Consider the following 15,127-nt stretch of genomic DNA (forward strand, 5'->3'; position numbering starts at 1 on the left):
ACTCAGCCCACTTGCTCTTCGACGTCGTGCTCGTGGTGGTGCGGCTCCTCCTCGCACAACGCGCTCTGCGCGCCCGCGATGTGGATCTGCCCGCCCACCTTCAGCACCTCGACGCGGGTTCCGTACAGCTCGGACAGGGTCTCGGTGGTCATGACCTCGTCCGGCTTGCCGATCCGGAACTGGCCGTTGACCAGGTACAGCACCCGGTCGACGAACGGCAGCACCGGGTTGATCTCGTGCGTCACGAACAGCACCGCCGTGCCCGCCGCGCGCCGCCGGGCGTCGATCAGCTCGCTGATCGCGCGCTGGTGCGCCAGGTCCAGGGACAGCAGGGGCTCGTCGCAGAGCAGCACCTCGGGGTCGCCGACCAGGGCCTGGGCCACCCGCAGCCGCTGCTGCTCGCCGCCGGACAGCCGGCCGACCGGCTGCTTCGCGTAGCGGGTCGCGCCGACCGCGTCGATCGCCGCGGCGACCCGGCGCCGCCGGGCGGCCATGCCGAACAGGCCCGGACCCCAGCGGTGACCGTCGAGGCCCAAACCGACCAGGTCGACGCCGCGCAGCGTCAGCGACTCGTCGATCGCGCGCTGCTGCGGGATGTAGCCGACCTTGCGGTTCGCGCCGCCCGGACGGCCGCCGGCGATCTCGACCGCGCCCGCCGACAGGCCCTGCATGCCGAGCAGCGCCTTGAGCAGGCTGCTCTTGCCGGAGCCGTTCGGGCCGAGCACGGCGAGGAACTCCCCCGGCTCGACGACGAGGTCGAGCCCCGACCAGAGCGTGCGGGGACCGAAGGCGAGGCCCGCCCCGCGGACCCGGACCGCGGGGCGTACGTCATCGGGGACAGAGGTCGGCGGCATGGTTACTTCAACGCTCCTGCCAGCGCATCCACTTCCCCGGTCATCCAGCCAATGTAGTCCGTCACACCCCGGGGCAGCGTTTCGGTCACGTCCACGACGCCGATCCCGGCGGCCTTCGCCTGCCCGACGACGTCCTGGGTCAGCGGGGTGACCGTCTGCGCGTTGTTGATCAGCGCCTTGACCTGCTTGGTGGCGATGAGCTGCTTGTACTCGTTCACGGCACCCGCCGGGACGTCGGTGTCGTTCTCGACGGCGTCCGAGAACGCCTTGGGCGTCGCGTCGGTCAGCTTCGCGCTCTGGAGCAGGTAGTGCGCGACCGGCTCGGTGACGACGACCTTCGCGCCCGGGTGCGACGCGCCCAGCTCGCCGAGGCGCTTCTCCAGCGCGTCGACCTTCGCCTTGAACGCGGTCGCGTTGTCGGTGAACTGCTGCTTCGCGGCCGGCTGGAGCTCGCCGAGCTGCGCCGCGACCTGGTCGGCGACCTTGCCGACGCCCGGCAGGTCGTACCAGACGTGCTCGTTCTCGTCGCCGGTCGCGGCGATGTCGTAGGCGACGAGCTTCTTGGCGTCGCCGGCCTGCGCGGTGAGCTTGTCGAAGAACTCGTCGTAACCGCCGCCGTTGGAGAGGAGCAGCTTCGCGTCCTTCGCCGCGAGCGCGTCGTCCGCCGTGGTCTCGTACGAGTGCGGGTCGGCCGAGGGGTCGTGGATGATCGACTTGACCTCGACCTTGTCGCCGCCGACGGCGCTCACGACGCTGCCCCAGACGTCCGTCGAAGCCACGACCCCGATCTTGTCCGAGCCGCCGGACTGCCCGCCGCCGTCGGAGGTTCCACCGGAGCACGCGGCCAGGGCGAGCACGGACAGGGCCGAAGCGGCGGCGAGCACGCTCCTGGTGCGGGAACTCATCTGAAGACTCCTGCAGACGCTAATGGAAACCGTTGTCAGATTCACCTTACCCCATCCGGATGACTTCCTGGCCATCCGATCCCGGTTTGGTGTATGCGTCTTCATGCATGCGGATCGAGACATCGACCACCCGGGGTGTCTCTTCAGGAAAACGATCTGAACCGTTACGGTTTGCTGATGGGACGTCCTATTCGCACCCGGAGGCAGGCGACGCTGGCGTCGCTCGCGGCGGAGCTCGGTGTGTCCAGGACCACGGTGTCCAACGCCTACAACCGGCCGGACCAGCTGTCCCCGGAACTGCGCCGCCGGGTCCTCGAGACCGCGCGGCGCCTCGGCTACCCCGGTCCCGACCCGGTCGCCCGCTCCCTGCGCACCCGCAAGGCGGGCGCGGTCGGGCTGCTGCTCACCGAGAACCTCTCCTACGCCTTCCGCGACCCCGCGGCCGTCGGTGTCCTCGAAGGACTGGCCCTGGCCTGCGAAGACGCCGGCGTCGGCCTGCACCTGGTGCCGGCCAGCCCCGGCCGCGAGGACGTCGCCGCCGTGCACCGCGCGGGCGTCGACGGCTTCGTCGTCTACTCCGTCCCGGACGACGACCCGCACCTGGCCGCCGTGCTCGAGCGGCCGGTGCCGACGGTGATCATCGACCAGCCGAGCCTGGAGGGCATCGACCGCGTCGGCCCGGACGACGCGGCGGCGGTCGGCAAGATCGCCGAGCACCTCGTCACCCTGGGGCACCGGCAGGTCGGCGTGATCTGCATGCGGCTCGCCCGCGAGCGCAACGACGACTTCGTCTCGGCCGCCCGGCAGAGCGGCGCGCACTTCCACGTCCAGCGCACCCGGCTGGAGGCGCTGGCCGTGGCGTTCTCCGCGGCGGGCGTCGACTGGGCGAGCGTCCCGGTGGTCGAGCGCTTCGACCACACGGTGGACGACGGCGCGTCCGCGGCGCGGCAGCTGCTGGACGCGTACCCGCAGATCACGGCCGTGATCTGCACCTCGGACATCCTCGCGCTCGGCGCCATGGCCGAGGCCGAACGACGGGGGCTGCGCGTGCCGCAGGACCTGACCGTCACCGGCTTCGACGGCATCGCCGAGGCCGAGCGGATCGGCCTCACCACGGTCCACCAGCCCGTGCTCGAGAAGGGCAAGACGGCCGGGCGGCTGCTGCTCGGTTCGGCCGAGCGAAGCGCACCGAAGGTGATCACGCTCCCGACCGAACTGCGCGTCGGGCGCACGTCGGCACCCCCCAGGACGGTCGAGGAGCCCTGGTTCGGGGGCTGACCCCGTGACATAGCTCGTAACGCATTGCCCGACGGGGTACTCACCGGGTCAAATGGAGTGGCACGCCCGCGCCGCGGGGCCACTGGCCGGAAGGTGACCGATGACCTCGATCGACGTACTGCTCAAGCGCAACCAAGAGCTCGGCGAGGTGACGCCGGGCGACCGGTCGTCCCCGAAGCCGTCGCTGCAGGTCGCCGTCCTGACCTGCATGGACGCCCGGATCCGGGTGTTCGAGCTGTTCGGCCTGCTGCAGGGCGAGTCGCACGTCCTGCGCAACGCGGGCGGCGTGGTGACCGACGACATGATCCGCTCGCTCGCCCTGTCCCAGCGCAAGCTCGGCACCCGCGAGGTGCTGATCGTCCAGCACACCGAGTGCGGCCTCTCGATGGTCACCGAGGACGACTTCAAGGACGAGCTGGAGAACGACACGGGCCTGCGCCCGACCTGGGCGGTCGAGGCGTTCCGAAACGTCGAGAACAGCGTCCGGACGTCGGTGGAGCGGGTGCGGCGCAGCGCGTACCTGCCGCACACGGACAACGTCCGCGGCTTCGTCTACGACGTCAAGACCGGGCGGCTGACCGAGGTCGAGTGACGCTCGCCCGCCTCGGCGCGGCGCACCGGAGCGAGGCCGAGTCCCCGGCCTGACCGCCGTCGGGTTCAATGGGCGCGTGGCTGTGGACGCTGACGTACTGCTCGACTGGTTTTCCGCGCACGGCCGGGACCTGCCCTGGCGCGAGCCGGAGTGCTCGGCCTGGGGCGTGCTGGTCAGCGAAATCATGCTCCAGCAGACGCCGGTCGCCCGGGTCGAGCCGATCTGGCACGAGTGGATGGCGCGCTGGCCGGTGCCCTCCGCGCTCGCCGCGTCGTCGCCGGGTGAGGTCGTGCGGGCCTGGGGCAAGCTCGGCTACCCGCGGCGCGCGCTGCGCCTGCACGAAGCCGCCGGGGTGATCGCACGCGACCACGGCGACGTCGTTCCGTCCGATGTGGACACCCTGCTCGCGCTGCCCGGGATCGGGGCCTACACCGCGCGGGCCGTCGCCGCGTTCGCCTACGGGCGGCGGGCACCGGTCGTCGACACCAACGTGCGGCGGGTCGTCGCGCGGGCCGTGCACGGGGCCGGGGACGCCGGGCCCGCGTCGAACACGCGGGACATGGCCGACGTCGAAGCGCTGCTGCCGGCCGGAGACGCGCCCGCCGCGCGGTTTTCCGCCGCGATCATGGAACTGGGTGCGCTGATCTGCACCGCGCGGGCGCCGAAGTGCGCCGATTGCCCCGTTCACTCCGAATGCGCGTGGCAACTCGCCGGCCGTCCGGAGTACGCCGGCCCGGTCAAGCCCGTGCAGAAGTTCGCCGGCACCGACCGGCAGGTCCGCGGGCTGCTGCTCGACGTCCTGCGCGGCAGCGAAGGCCCGGTCGAGAAGGCCAGGCTGGACCTCGTCTGGCACGACGGCGGCCAGCGCGACCGCTGCCTGGACTCCCTGCTCGTCGACGGGCTCCTGGAGCAGACCAGCGGCGGCCTCTTCGCCCTGCCGGGTGAACACTGACGCGCTACACCAAAAGTTGGTCAATAGTTGTCATCGGCGCGGTCCGGAGCTACCTTTTCCGAATGGTCGAAGTTGACCGCCGGACCCTGCTCAAGGCGGGGGCGACCGCGACCGCGGCCGGCGCACTGGGGATGACGATCACGGGGACGGCCGCCGCGGCCGTGCCGACACCGACGATCCACGGCTGCTCGGAGTGGGGCGCCCGGCCCCCGGCCGGCACCATCGTCGTGGAGAACCACAAACCCACCTACATCGTCGTGCACCACGCGGTCGATCCGCCGATGAACGACGACTTCTCGCTGTCTCGCGCCTTCTACGTCGCGAAGTTCATCCAGAACCTGCACATGGACAAGAACGGCTGGATCGACAGCGGCCAGCAGTTCACGAACAGCCGCGGCGGGTTCGTCACCGAGGGCAGGCACCGCAGCCTCGAGATCCTGCGCGGCGGCACGCAGCACGTGCAGGGCGCGAACGTGGGCAACCACAACAGCGAGGTCATCGGCATCGAGAACGAAGGCATGTACAGCACCGTCGACGTGCCGCCGGCGCTGTGGAACTCGCTGGTCAACCTGGTCGCCTACATCGCGCACCAATACGGCATTTCGCCCGAGTTCATCAAGGGCCACCGCGACTTCAACTCGACCGAGTGCCCCGGCCAGGTGCTCTACGACCGGCTGCCGGAGCTGCGGACGGCGGTGGGCCGCGTCCTCGGTGTCTCGGTCGCGCGCGCCGAAGCCGAGTGGCCGCTGCTGAAGCCGGGCGACACGGGCCGTCAGGTGCAGCAGGCCCAGCGGTTCCTGCGGGCGTCGGGGTTCGGCGTGCCGGCCGACGGCGTCTTCGGGCAGTCCACAAAGGACGCCGTGGCCGCGCTGGCGGTCCAGGCCGGGCTGCCCCGCGACACGTGCACCGCGGCCAAGGTGACCGAAGAGACCGGCTTCCTCGGCGCGGACGTCTGGCCGCTGATCGTGCCGTCGGACCGCTCCACGGCGGCGTGGCGGGCGGACCTCGCTAGCGCGTGAGGACCTGGCTCAGGAACGCTTCGACGGCGCCCCGGTAGATCTCCGGGGCCTCGTCGTGCGGCAGGTGCGCCGAGCCCGGCACCACGAGGTGCTTCGCGCCGTCGACCCGCGCCGCGACTTCGGCCTGCTGGCCGGGCGGCATCGCGGTGTGCTCGCCCTCGACGAGCAGCAGCGGGCAGCGGATCGCGTCGACGACGTCCCAGTAGTCCCGCCGGCCCCACTCCGCCGCGATGACGTACAGGTCTTCGAGGTCGGCGACCAGGTGAAACCCGTCGGAACGTTCCTCGACGCAGTCCGCGAAGTACTCGCCCGCGTCGCCGAAGAACTCGCGCACGTGGTCCAGGGACTCGAACGGCACCGGCCAGCTCTCGAAGTACCCGCGCCACGTCTCGACGGTCCGGCCGCGCTGGTCCGGCGCGAAGTCCTCGGACACGACCGCGCGCACCAGCTCGGGGTGGCGCGCGGCGGTCGCCCACGCGTGCAGCCCGCCCATCGAATGCCCGATCAGCACGGCCGGGCCGCCGTCGAGGGTCCGCAGCGCCGCGGCGACGTCCTCGGTGAACCGCTCGGTCGTCCACGGCCCGGTGCGCGGCGCGCTGCCGTGGCCGCGCGCGTCCAGGCCGTACACCGCGCCGTAGGGCCGGAGCCACTCCGCGACCCGCCACCACGTCCGCGCCCGGCCCATCAGACCGTGGAGCAGAACGATCGGCACGCCGCTGCCGCCGAAACAGAGCACGCGGCCACCTAACCACAAAAGCCCTGTTCCGGAACGTGACGAAGTGATCGCGCTCCATCACCTATGGTGGTCGTATGCGCCGCCGACTCGCTGTCCTCGCCGTCTGCGCCGCGGTGATCGTCGCCGCGGCCTGCAGCGGCGACGCCGTCTCGGGGGCGCCGCAGCCGCCGCCCATGCACCCGGTCGCGGGCGCCGCCGGCGCCGGTGATCCGTATTACCCGGACGACGGCAACGGCGGCTACGACGCCCTCGGCTACCAGGTCGGCGTGAGCTACGACCCGCCGAGCGGGCACCTCGACGGCGACACGACGGTGACCGCCAAAGCCACCGAGGACCTCGGCCGGTTCGACCTCGACCTGCGCGGCCTGGACGTGCACAGCGTCGAGGTCGACGGGAAGCCGGCGCACTTCACGCGCGAGAAGGCGTTCGAGCTGGTGATCACGCCACCGTCGCCGATCCGCGCCGGGACGACGTTCCGCACGCGGGTGCGCTACGGCGGCGACCCGGCGAAGACCCCGCACGACGGCGGCAGCGAGAACGGCTGGCAGCACTCGGCCGACGGCGGCGCGTACATGGTCGGCGAGCCGCACTCGGCGGCGTTCTGGTTCCCCGTGAACGAGACCCCGCGCGACAAGGCCACCTTCACGGTGACCGCGCACGTCCCGGCGGGCTGGACGGTGATCTCGAACGGCCGCGAGGGCCCGCCGGGGACGTGGACCGAGCCGAACCCGGTCGCGAGCTACCTGACGACGATCGCGATCGGCAAGTTCAGCGTCGACAGGTCGACTTTGCCGGACGGCACCCCGGTCGTCTCGACGTACGCGCCCGGCGCCGAGTCCCACCGCGCGATCGGCGACCGGCTGCCGGAGGTGCTCGGGTTCCTGAGCGGCAAGTTCGGGCCGTACCCGCAGTCGGCGGCCGGCGGGATCTTCCTGAACGAAGACGTCCACTTCTCGCTGGAGACGCAGACCCGGCCGACGTACGCGAAGTGGGCCGACCTGCCGACCCTGGTGCACGAGAACGCCCACGAGTGGTTCGGCGACTCGGTGTCGCTCGAGAACTGGTCCGACATCTGCCTGAACGAGTGCTTCGCGTCGTACGCGCAGTGGCTGTGGGCCGAGCGCGAAGGCCAGAGCCTGGACGACCGCTACCGCGCGGCCATCGAAATCACCCGCGGCAGCGCGGACTTCTGGGGCCAGAAGCTGGTCGGCATGGGCCACGGCCACGAGTTCGAGGGCGTCTACAACAAGGGCATCCTGGCGCTGCACGCGTTGCGCCGCCGGATCGGCGACCCGGCGTTCGACCGCCTCCTGAAGGCCTGGCCGGCCCGCTACCGCCACGGCAACGCGACCTGGACCGACTTCGAGACGACGGTGGCGCAGGTCAGCGGCCAGAACCTGAAGCCGTTCTTCGACGAGTGGTTCCGGGGGACCACGCTCCCGGCGGACGCCGACCTCTTCCCGGGCTCCCTGCGCAGCTGAGCTGTCCGGCACGGAGCACCGGGCCCGGCCAACTAGGCTGGGACGCATGAGTGTCGTGAAGATCAACGCGATCGAGGTCCCCGAAGGCGCCGGCCCCGAGCTGGAGAAGCGGTTCGCCGCGCGGCTGCACGCCGTCGACCAGCAGCCCGGGTTCCTCGGGTTCGAGCTGCTGCGGCCGGTCTCCGGCGAGACGCGCTACTTCGTGTACACGAAGTGGGAGACCGAGGAGGCCTACCAGGCGTGGGCGAAGGGCGGCCCGGCCGCGGCCGCGCACTCGGGCGAGCGCGCCAAGCCCGTGTCCACCGGGGCGAACCTGCTGGAGTTCGAGGTCGTCCTCGGTTCGCAGCCGGGTGAGTGACGCGCTCGACCGGGCCGCGGAGCTCCTGCACGGCGCCGGCGCGCTGCTGATCTGCGCCGGCGCCGGGATGGGCGTCGACTCCGGGCTGCCGGACTTCCGCGGCGGCGAGGGGTTCTGGCGCGCGTACCCGCCCTACGCCCGGCTCGGGCTGCGGTTCGAGGAACTGGCCGACCCGCGGCACTTCGCCGACGATCCCGGGCTCGCCTGGGGTTTCTACGGCCACCGGCTTTCGCTGTACCGGAAGACGGTGCCGCACGAGGGTTTCCGCCTGCTGCTCGGCTCCGCCCCGTCCGTGCGCGTCTTCACGTCCAATGTGGATGGACAGTTCCAGAAGGCCGGCTTCGGGCACGTCGCCGAGGCGCACGGCTCGATCCACCACCTCCAGTGCCTGGCCGGCTGCACCGGCGACATCTGGCCCGCCGACGTCGAAGTGGCCCTCGACGAGGAGACGATGCGCGCGGTGCCGCCGCTGCCCTCGTGCCCCCGCTGCGGCGGCCTCGCGCGGCCCAACATCCTGATGTTCGGCGACTTCTCGTGGGTGCCGGACCGCAGCCAGGCCCAGCTCGACGAGCTGACGGCGTGGCGCCGCACCGCGCGTGACCTCGTGGTGGTCGAGCTGGGCGCGGGCCAGGCGGTCCCGACGGTCCGCCGCTACGCCGAGCTGGCCAGCGCGGCGACCGGGACTCTGATCCGGATCAACCCGCGCGAGCCCGAGATCCGCCACGGCCGCGGCGTGTCCATCGCCGCCGGGGCGCTGGACACGCTGACCGCGCTCCTCGCCTAGGGCAACTGGACTTCGGCGAACACCGCGCGGTGGTCGCTGCCCGGGACGTCGAACACCCCGTAATCGCGCACCGCCGCCCGGTTGTCGACGACGACGTGGTCGATCGTGACCACCGGGGTGTGGTCGGCCGGCCACGTCGGCACCAGCGCTTCACCGCGGTCTTCCGCCGCGTCGGTGTAGCCGCGGTAGAGGACCGTGCGGAACGCCGCGTGGTCGAGCGTCGCGTTGAAGTCACCCGCCAGGATGCGCAGGCCGTGCTCGCCGGCCGCGCGGGAGAGGTCCTTGAGCTCGCTCTCCCACTGCGGGGTGTCGACGTCCGGGGAGATCGGGTGGACGGCGACGATCTCGAGCACCACGCCGTCGCCGAGGTCGGCCTGGGCGCCCGGCTGCTTCGCCGCGGAATCACCCGTCAAGTTGACCTCCGTCAGCGGGAAGCGCGACACGATCCCCGAGCCGGACGCGCCCCCGGCGGGGTGCAGCACCTGGTACGGCAACGTCTCGAACAGCCCGGCGGCGGTCAGGCCCTCGACCGCGCGGGGCGTCAGCTCGACCAGGTTCAGCACGTCGATCCGCTGCTCGCGCACCAGGTCGACGACGGTCTTCGGGTCCCCTTGGCCGTAGCGCAGGTTCGAGGCGAGCACGCGCAGTGTCTTGCCGTGCACGTCGCGCTGTTCGCCCGCCGAGAGCCGCGGCAGCACCAGGACGGCCGGCACGATCGCCAGCACCAGCGCGACGCCGCCGGCCCACCAGCGCCGCAACGCCAGGGACAGGCCGCCGAGCAGCAGGCCCGCGACCGCGACGTACGGCGTCAAAGCCAGCGCCACGAGCGTGTACCAGCCGCCGTCGTAGCCGATCAGGCGCAGCACGACCACGCTCGCCAGGAGCACCAGCGGCACCACCAGCAGGGCCGTGACCAGCGGGTTCTTCCGCCGGACGCGCTTCTCTTCCGCAACGGTCATGCTGCCGAGTATGCCCACGAGCCGGGCGCGGGGCCCGGGCGCCGACAACACCTCCACAAGATCTCCACCAGCCGCTGCCAGCGCCTGCCAGCGCGCTGTGCGCGGGTTGCCAGGCCGGCCGTCCACAGTGACGGCATGGCACACGCAATCCAGGCCGAGGGCCTTGTCAAACACTTCGGGGACACCAAGGCCCTGGATGGAGTGGACCTCGAGGTCCCCTTCGGCCAGGTCGTGGGCGTGCTCGGCCCGAACGGCGCGGGCAAGACCACCGCCGTCCGCATCCTGGCTACGCTGATGAAACCCGACGCGGGCAGAGCGACCGTCGGCGGCTACGACGTCGTCACCGACCCGGTCCGGGTCCGCAGCCTGATCGGGCTGACCGGGCAGTACGCCTCGGTCGACGAGGACCTCAACGGCATCGAGAACCTGGTCCTCATCGGACGGTTGTACGGCTACTCCCGCGCCCACTCGAAGACCCGCGCCGCCGAGCTCATCGAGCGGTTCGAGCTCACCGGCGCGGCGAAGCGGCCCATCCGGACCTACTCGGGCGGCATGCGACGGCGTCTCGACCTCGCCGCCAGCCTCGTCGGCCGGCCCGAGGTGCTCTACCTCGACGAACCGACCACCGGCCTCGACCCGCACGCCCGCAACGAGGTCTGGGAGGTCGTCCGCACCCTCGTCGCCGAGGGCGCGACGGTCCTGCTGACCACGCAGTACCTCGAAGAAGCCGACCAGCTGGCCGACAAGATCACCGTGTTCGACCACGGCCGCGTCGTCGCCGACGGCCGCGCCGACGAGCTGAAGCGCCGCGTCGGCGGGCAGACGCTGCAGGTCCGGCCGACCCAGCTGTCCGACATGGACGCCGTCAACCGGATCCTCGGCGACCTCTCCGGCGTCCAGCCGACCCGCGACGACTCGAGCGGGCTGCTCACCGCGCCGGTCAACGACCCGGTGCTGCTGTCCACCCTGGTCCGCAAGCTCGACGAAGCCGGGATCACCGCGGACGAGCTGGCGCTGCGTCTGCCCAGTCTCGACGAGGTCTTCCTCGCCCTGACCGGGCACACCGCCGAAGAGTCCACTGAGGACACCCGCGACCTCGAAGGGAGCCTGGCATGACGACGCTGGCGCTCGACCGCCCGGCCCCGCCGCGGCACATCAGCCCCGCCAAGGGCTTCGGCCACGCGCTTTCGCTGGCCTGGCGCGGCATCCTGAAGATCCGCAAGAACCCCGAACAGCTCGCCGACGTCACCCTGATGCCGATCATCTTCCTGGTGATGTTCGTGTACCTGTTCGGCGGCGCGCTGTCCGGCTCGACCGACGCCTACCTGCAGATGGTCGTCCCGGGCATCATCGTGATGAACATCCTGCAGGCGTGCCTGACCGTGGGCACGAACCTCAACACCGACATCACCAAGGGCGTGTTCGACCGGTTCCGCAGCATGCCGATCGCCCGGTCGGCACCGCTGGTCGGCGCGGTGCTCGCCGACGTCGTCCGCTACGTCGTCTGCCTGACCGTGCTGATGGTCGTCGCGACGATCATGGGCTACCGCATCGCGACCAGCCCCGGCGAGTTCGCCGTGGCGATCCTGCTGGCGCTGGCGTTCGGGCTCTGCTTCTGCTGGGGCTCGGTGTTCGTCGGCATGCTGATGAAGTCGCCGGGTTCGGCGCAGGCGCTCATGTTCGTCTTCATCATGCCGCTGACGTTCGGCAGCAACGTGTTCGTCCAGACGTCCACGATGCCGGGCTGGCTGCGGGCGTGGGCCGACATCAGCCCGGTCAGCCTGATGGCGAACGCGCTGCGCGGCCTGATGAACGGCGGCGCCGTCGCCGGGCCGCTGGCCGGGGCGCTGGCCTGGATGGCCGGTGCGGTCATCGTGTTCTTCCCGCTGGCCACGTGGGCGTACCGCCGGCGGGTGTGAGGCGCGAGGACACGGGGGTGACCCGCGCCAGGGGGAGCTGAAGGGGACGTCCGCGCGGGCGTCCCCTTCAGCCGATCGCGGTGTACATCTCCGCGATGGCGTCCTCTTTGGACATCGCGCGCACCGCCGCGACCACCTGGTCGTACTTCGTGTCGGAAAGCCGCGCGCGCAGGTCGGCGATCAGCTCGCGCACGTCCGGGTTGCCGAGGTCGAACCGGCCGCGGATCAGCGCCGACGTGCCCAGCAGGCGCGCCGACTCCTCGAACCGGCCCTGCCGGTCGCGCACCAGGGCCAGGAGCTCCACGGCGCCGGCGAGATCCGGCATGTCACCGCGGTCCCGCGTCGCGCGGATGGCCTTGACCACGTGCGCCTCGGCCGCGTCCGGCCGGTTCTCGGCCAGCGCCACCCGGCCTTCGAACGCGCTGACCCACTCCTCGCCCATGCCCTCCGGGAACGCGGCCTCCCACGTGAGCTCCTTGAGCCGGTCGAGTGCCGCGCGCGCTTCGGCCAGCCGGCCGCTGCGCAGGCACAGCTCGATCCGGCCGAACGCCAGGATCGCCTTCTGCTGCGGGTTCCCGATCTCCCGCCCGTAGCGCTCGGCGGCCTCCTGGTCGCGCCACGCGCCCTCGATGTCCCCGAGGCGGGCCCGTTCGACCGCCAGGCGCCACCAGTGCTGGACGACGTCTTCGTGCGACCGCAGCTCCATCGACAGCGCGAGCCCCTGCTGGTACACCTCGATCGCGCGCTCGCCGTCGCCGGCCTGCGAAAGCGCGTTCGCCTTGAAGCTCAACGTCATCGCCGTGCCCCAGCGGTCGCCGATCGCGCGGAAGCCGTCGTGCGCCCGGGTCCGCTCCCGGTCCGCGGCCTCGATGTCGCCGAGGTCCTCGCGCAGGAAGCTCTCCACCCAGTGGCCGCCGGAGCGCGTCCAGAGGTCGTCGGAAGCCTGCGCGCGGCGCACCTCCCGCATCGCCAGCTCGTGGTCACCACCGAGGAACGCGAGCATCGGCAGCGCCACGGACAGCCCCGGGTACTTCCCGGCGGCGCCGGTGCGGACGCACTCGTCGACCACCACGCGGACGTCCGCGAGCGGCAGCCGGGTCGGCACCTGGTGGAACAGCAGCGAGATCGCGCGGTAGGCCGCGTTGACATCCGGGGGCAGCCGGTCGCCGAAGGCGAGCACCGAGTCGATGAACTCCTCGGCCCGCTCGCCCTGCCCGAGGATGGTGAAGTACCAGAACATCCCGTTCAGCAGCCGCACCGAAGTGTCCACATCGGACTTCTCGATGGCCGCGCGCAGCGCGCCGGTGAGGTTGGCCGTCTCCGCCTCGTACAGGTCGATCGCGGCCAGCTGCGCCGCGGTGCGCAGCGACGCTTCCACCCCTTCGACCAGGTCGACGTAGTAGCGGGCCATCGCCCGCTCGAACGCGTCCCGCTCGCCCGACTCGGCCAGCCGCTCACCGGCGTAGGCCCGCAGGGTCTCGAGCATCCGGTACCGCGGCTCGCCACCGCGGTCCACGGCGTCCACAATGGACTTCTCGATGAGGGTGCCGAGCACGTACGGGACGTCCGCGGCCGGCAGCAGCTCGTCCGCGCAGACCCGCTCGACGGCGTCCATCGGCGCGCCGCTGGGGAACACCGCGAGCCGCCGCGCGAGCACCAGCTCCGGCTCGGTGAGCAGGTCCCAGCTCCACTCGACGACCGCGCGCAGCGTCCGCTGCCGCGGCAACGCCGTGCGGCTGCCCGACGTGAGCAGGCGGAACCGGTCGTCGAGCCGGGCCGCGATCTGGGCCGGCGTCATCGACCGCAGCCGCGCGGCGGCCAGCTCCAGGGCCAGCGGCATCCCGTCGAGCCGGCGGCAGATCTGCCCGACGTCGTCCACAGTGGACTCGTCGAGCACGAAGTCGGGCCGGACCGCGCTCGCCCGGTCGAGGAACAGCCGCGTCGAGTCCAGCTCGGCGGCTTCGGCGGGCGCCACGCGCTCGGCGGGCACGGGCAGCGGCCCGAGCGGGCAGAGCGCCTCGCCCGTGATGGCCAGCGGCTCCCGGCTGGTCGCGAGGATCCGCAGGCCGGGCACCCGGCCCAGCAGGTCGTCGGCCAGCGTCGCGGCCGCGTCGACGACGTGCTCGCAGTTGTCCAGCACGAGCAGCGCCTCGCCGCCGGCCAGCACCTCGACGGCGTGGCCCAGCAGGTCCGGCCGCCGCCGCACCTCGGTCTCGGTGCTGCGGATGTCGCGCACCTCCAGCGCGCCGAGCACCGCCCCGACGACGTCGCCGGGGTCGCGGACGCCGGCCAGCGGCACGAACCACACGCGGCCGCGCCGGTGTGCCGGGTGCCGCGACGCGGCCTCGGTCGCCAGCCGGGTCTTGCCCGCGCCGCCGGGACCGACCAGCGTCACCAGCCGGGCGCCGCCGAGCAGTTCGGCCAGCAGCTTGAGCTCGTCGTCGCGGCCGATGAACGTCGTCAGCCGGGTCGGCAGCCGGTCGGCCACCGGCGCCGGCGGCGCGAACTCCCCGCGCAGCGCGGCCAGGTGCACCTCCTGCAGCTCGGCCGACGGGTCGACGCCGAGCTGGTCGGCCAGGGTGGCGCGGATCCCGGCGTAGACGGCCAGCGCCTCCGACTGGCGCCCGGCCGCGCACAGCGCGCGGATCCGCGGCCCGGCGAGCCGCTCGCGCAGCGGGTCGGCGTCGGCCGCGGCGGCCAGGTCGGCGAGGACGCCGACGTGCTCGCCGAGCCGGATCAGGGCCTCGAACCGGTCTTCGGCCGCCTCGGCCCGCAGGTCGGCGAGCCGCCGGGCGGGAGCGGCCGCGAACGGCGCGTCGAGGACATCGGCGAGCGCACCGCCCTGCCACAGCGCGAGGGCCTCGGTGAGCAGCTCGGCCGCATACGCGTCCCGGCCCGCGGCCAGCTCCCGGCGGCCGTCCGCGGCGAGGCGTTCGAACCGGTCGGCGTCGACGTCGCCGGCGGCGACCCCGAGCCGGTAGCCGCCCGGGCCGGATTCGACCGCCACCGGCAGCGCCTTGCGCAGCCGCGAGACCAGCGACTGCAGGGCGTTGGCGGCGTCGGCGGGCGGATCGGCGCCCCAGAGCCCGTCGACGAGCGCGTCGGCCGGGACGGCGCGGCCGGCGTCCAGCGCGAGCCTGGCCAAGAGCATGCGGAGGCGGGCACCGCCGATGTCGATCGGGGTGCCGTCGTCCTCGGTCGCCCGCAGCGGGCCCAGCAGCGCAACGCGCATGCATCCAGCTTTCCAGACCCCGCCACGGCTCCGGGCGCGGATGGCCGGACCGGCACCG

General features: G+C 72.5%; 14 protein-coding genes. 9 read left to right on the top strand and 5 right to left on the bottom strand.

The genetic code is table 11. From position 1 onward, the window contains the following. Positions 1-2 precede the first annotated feature (2 nt). Positions 3-854 carry a metal ABC transporter ATP-binding protein gene (locus ACYVLJ_RS04940; protein ID WP_451969216.1) on the bottom strand — a complete coding sequence of 284 codons (852 nt, stop codon included), beginning with the start codon at positions 852-854 and terminating at the stop codon, positions 3-5. A gap of 2 nt (positions 855-856) precedes the next feature. Continuing rightward, on the bottom strand, positions 857-1,759 hold the full coding sequence (locus ACYVLJ_RS04945) for a TroA family protein (RefSeq protein WP_460437886.1): 903 nt from the start codon (positions 1,757-1,759) through the stop codon (positions 857-859). 177 nt (positions 1,760-1,936) lie between these two features. Between ACYVLJ_RS04945 and ACYVLJ_RS04950 the strand changes: the two genes are divergently transcribed. The 4 genes from ACYVLJ_RS04950 to ACYVLJ_RS04965 all read left to right on the top strand — a co-directional run bounded on the left by ACYVLJ_RS04950 (position 1,937) and on the right by ACYVLJ_RS04965 (position 5,600). Then, positions 1,937-3,037: a LacI family DNA-binding transcriptional regulator gene (locus ACYVLJ_RS04950; RefSeq protein WP_451969218.1), complete on the top strand. Its 1,101-nt coding sequence runs from the start codon at positions 1,937-1,939 to the stop codon at positions 3,035-3,037. A 100-nt stretch (positions 3,038-3,137) separates the two neighbouring features. Further along, the gene (locus ACYVLJ_RS04955; RefSeq protein WP_451969219.1) at positions 3,138-3,629 is read left to right on the top strand and encodes a beta-class carbonic anhydrase; all 492 of its coding nucleotides are present in this window, start codon (positions 3,138-3,140) and stop codon (positions 3,627-3,629) included. A gap of 76 nt (positions 3,630-3,705) precedes the next feature. Further along, on the top strand, positions 3,706-4,581 hold the full coding sequence (locus ACYVLJ_RS04960) for an HhH-GPD family protein (RefSeq protein ID WP_460437887.1): 876 nt from the start codon (positions 3,706-3,708) through the stop codon (positions 4,579-4,581). A gap of 62 nt (positions 4,582-4,643) precedes the next feature. Then, a complete protein-coding gene (locus tag ACYVLJ_RS04965) occupies positions 4,644-5,600 on the top strand; it encodes a peptidoglycan recognition protein family protein (RefSeq protein ID WP_460437888.1) in 957 nt (318 codons plus the stop codon). Here the strand turns inward: ACYVLJ_RS04965 and ACYVLJ_RS04970 are convergent. After that, on the bottom strand, positions 5,590-6,336 hold the full coding sequence (locus ACYVLJ_RS04970) for an alpha/beta fold hydrolase (protein WP_460437889.1): 747 nt from the start codon (positions 6,334-6,336) through the stop codon (positions 5,590-5,592). The genes ACYVLJ_RS04965 and ACYVLJ_RS04970 overlap by 11 nt on opposite strands. A 74-nt stretch (positions 6,337-6,410) precedes the next feature. On the opposite strand from ACYVLJ_RS04970, the gene ACYVLJ_RS04975 reads away from it, so the two are divergent. The 3 genes from ACYVLJ_RS04975 to ACYVLJ_RS04985 are packed head-to-tail and all read left to right on the top strand — an operon-like array spanning position 6,411 to position 8,959. Next, on the top strand, positions 6,411-7,817 hold the full coding sequence (locus tag ACYVLJ_RS04975) for a M1 family metallopeptidase (protein ID WP_460437890.1): 1,407 nt from the start codon (positions 6,411-6,413) through the stop codon (positions 7,815-7,817). 46 nt (positions 7,818-7,863) lie between these two features. After that, positions 7,864-8,175, top strand: coding sequence for an antibiotic biosynthesis monooxygenase family protein (locus ACYVLJ_RS04980; protein WP_125308236.1), 312 nt, complete (start codon positions 7,864-7,866; stop codon positions 8,173-8,175). Continuing rightward, positions 8,168-8,959, top strand: coding sequence for an SIR2 family NAD-dependent protein deacylase (locus ACYVLJ_RS04985; protein WP_460437891.1), 792 nt, complete (start codon positions 8,168-8,170; stop codon positions 8,957-8,959). The genes ACYVLJ_RS04980 and ACYVLJ_RS04985 overlap by 8 nt, the downstream gene beginning before the upstream one ends. Here ACYVLJ_RS04985 and ACYVLJ_RS04990 read toward each other — a convergent pair. After that, positions 8,956-9,975, bottom strand: coding sequence for an endonuclease/exonuclease/phosphatase family protein (locus ACYVLJ_RS04990; RefSeq protein ID WP_460437892.1), 1,020 nt, complete (start codon positions 9,973-9,975; stop codon positions 8,956-8,958). The two genes, ACYVLJ_RS04985 and ACYVLJ_RS04990, sit on opposite strands and share 4 nt — an antisense overlap. A gap of 78 nt (positions 9,976-10,053) precedes the next feature. Here ACYVLJ_RS04990 and ACYVLJ_RS04995 point away from each other — a divergent pair, with 78 nt between their 5' ends. Together ACYVLJ_RS04995 and ACYVLJ_RS05000 are read left to right on the top strand one after the other, a co-directional pair. After that, on the top strand, positions 10,054-11,034 hold the full coding sequence (locus ACYVLJ_RS04995) for a DrrA family ABC transporter ATP-binding protein (RefSeq protein WP_460437893.1): 981 nt from the start codon (positions 10,054-10,056) through the stop codon (positions 11,032-11,034). Beyond that, positions 11,031-11,837 carry an ABC transporter permease gene (locus ACYVLJ_RS05000; protein ID WP_451969229.1) on the top strand — a complete coding sequence of 269 codons (807 nt, stop codon included), beginning with the start codon at positions 11,031-11,033 and terminating at the stop codon, positions 11,835-11,837. Before ACYVLJ_RS04995 ends, ACYVLJ_RS05000 begins: the two co-directional genes overlap by 4 nt. A 67-nt stretch (positions 11,838-11,904) precedes the next feature. Here ACYVLJ_RS05000 and ACYVLJ_RS05005 read toward each other — a convergent pair whose 3' ends face one another. Continuing rightward, on the bottom strand, positions 11,905-15,069 hold the full coding sequence (locus ACYVLJ_RS05005; RefSeq protein WP_460437894.1) for an ATP-binding protein: 3,165 nt from the start codon (positions 15,067-15,069) through the stop codon (positions 11,905-11,907). Between the last annotated feature and the right edge of the window lie 58 nt (positions 15,070-15,127).

The sequence above is a fragment of the Amycolatopsis stemonae genome (genome assembly GCF_054781455.1).

Coding starts and splice junctions, on each gene's coding strand:
- ACYVLJ_RS05000 (WP_451969229.1), top strand. CDS start 11,031: ATGACGACGCTGGCGCTCGACCGCCCGGCCCCGCCGCGGCACATCAGC.
- ACYVLJ_RS04975 (WP_460437890.1), top strand. CDS start 6,411: ATGCGCCGCCGACTCGCTGTCCTCGCCGTCTGCGCCGCGGTGATCGTC.
- ACYVLJ_RS04940 (WP_451969216.1), bottom strand. CDS start 854: ATGCCGCCGACCTCTGTCCCCGATGACGTACGCCCCGCGGTCCGGGTC.
- ACYVLJ_RS05005 (WP_460437894.1), bottom strand. CDS start 15,069: ATGCGCGTTGCGCTGCTGGGCCCGCTGCGGGCGACCGAGGACGACGGC.
- ACYVLJ_RS04950 (WP_451969218.1), top strand. CDS start 1,937: ATGGGACGTCCTATTCGCACCCGGAGGCAGGCGACGCTGGCGTCGCTC.
- ACYVLJ_RS04995 (WP_460437893.1), top strand. CDS start 10,054: ATGGCACACGCAATCCAGGCCGAGGGCCTTGTCAAACACTTCGGGGAC.
- ACYVLJ_RS04980 (WP_125308236.1), top strand. CDS start 7,864: ATGAGTGTCGTGAAGATCAACGCGATCGAGGTCCCCGAAGGCGCCGGC.
- ACYVLJ_RS04965 (WP_460437888.1), top strand. CDS start 4,644: ATGGTCGAAGTTGACCGCCGGACCCTGCTCAAGGCGGGGGCGACCGCG.
- ACYVLJ_RS04955 (WP_451969219.1), top strand. CDS start 3,138: ATGACCTCGATCGACGTACTGCTCAAGCGCAACCAAGAGCTCGGCGAG.
- ACYVLJ_RS04945 (WP_460437886.1), bottom strand. CDS start 1,759: ATGAGTTCCCGCACCAGGAGCGTGCTCGCCGCCGCTTCGGCCCTGTCC.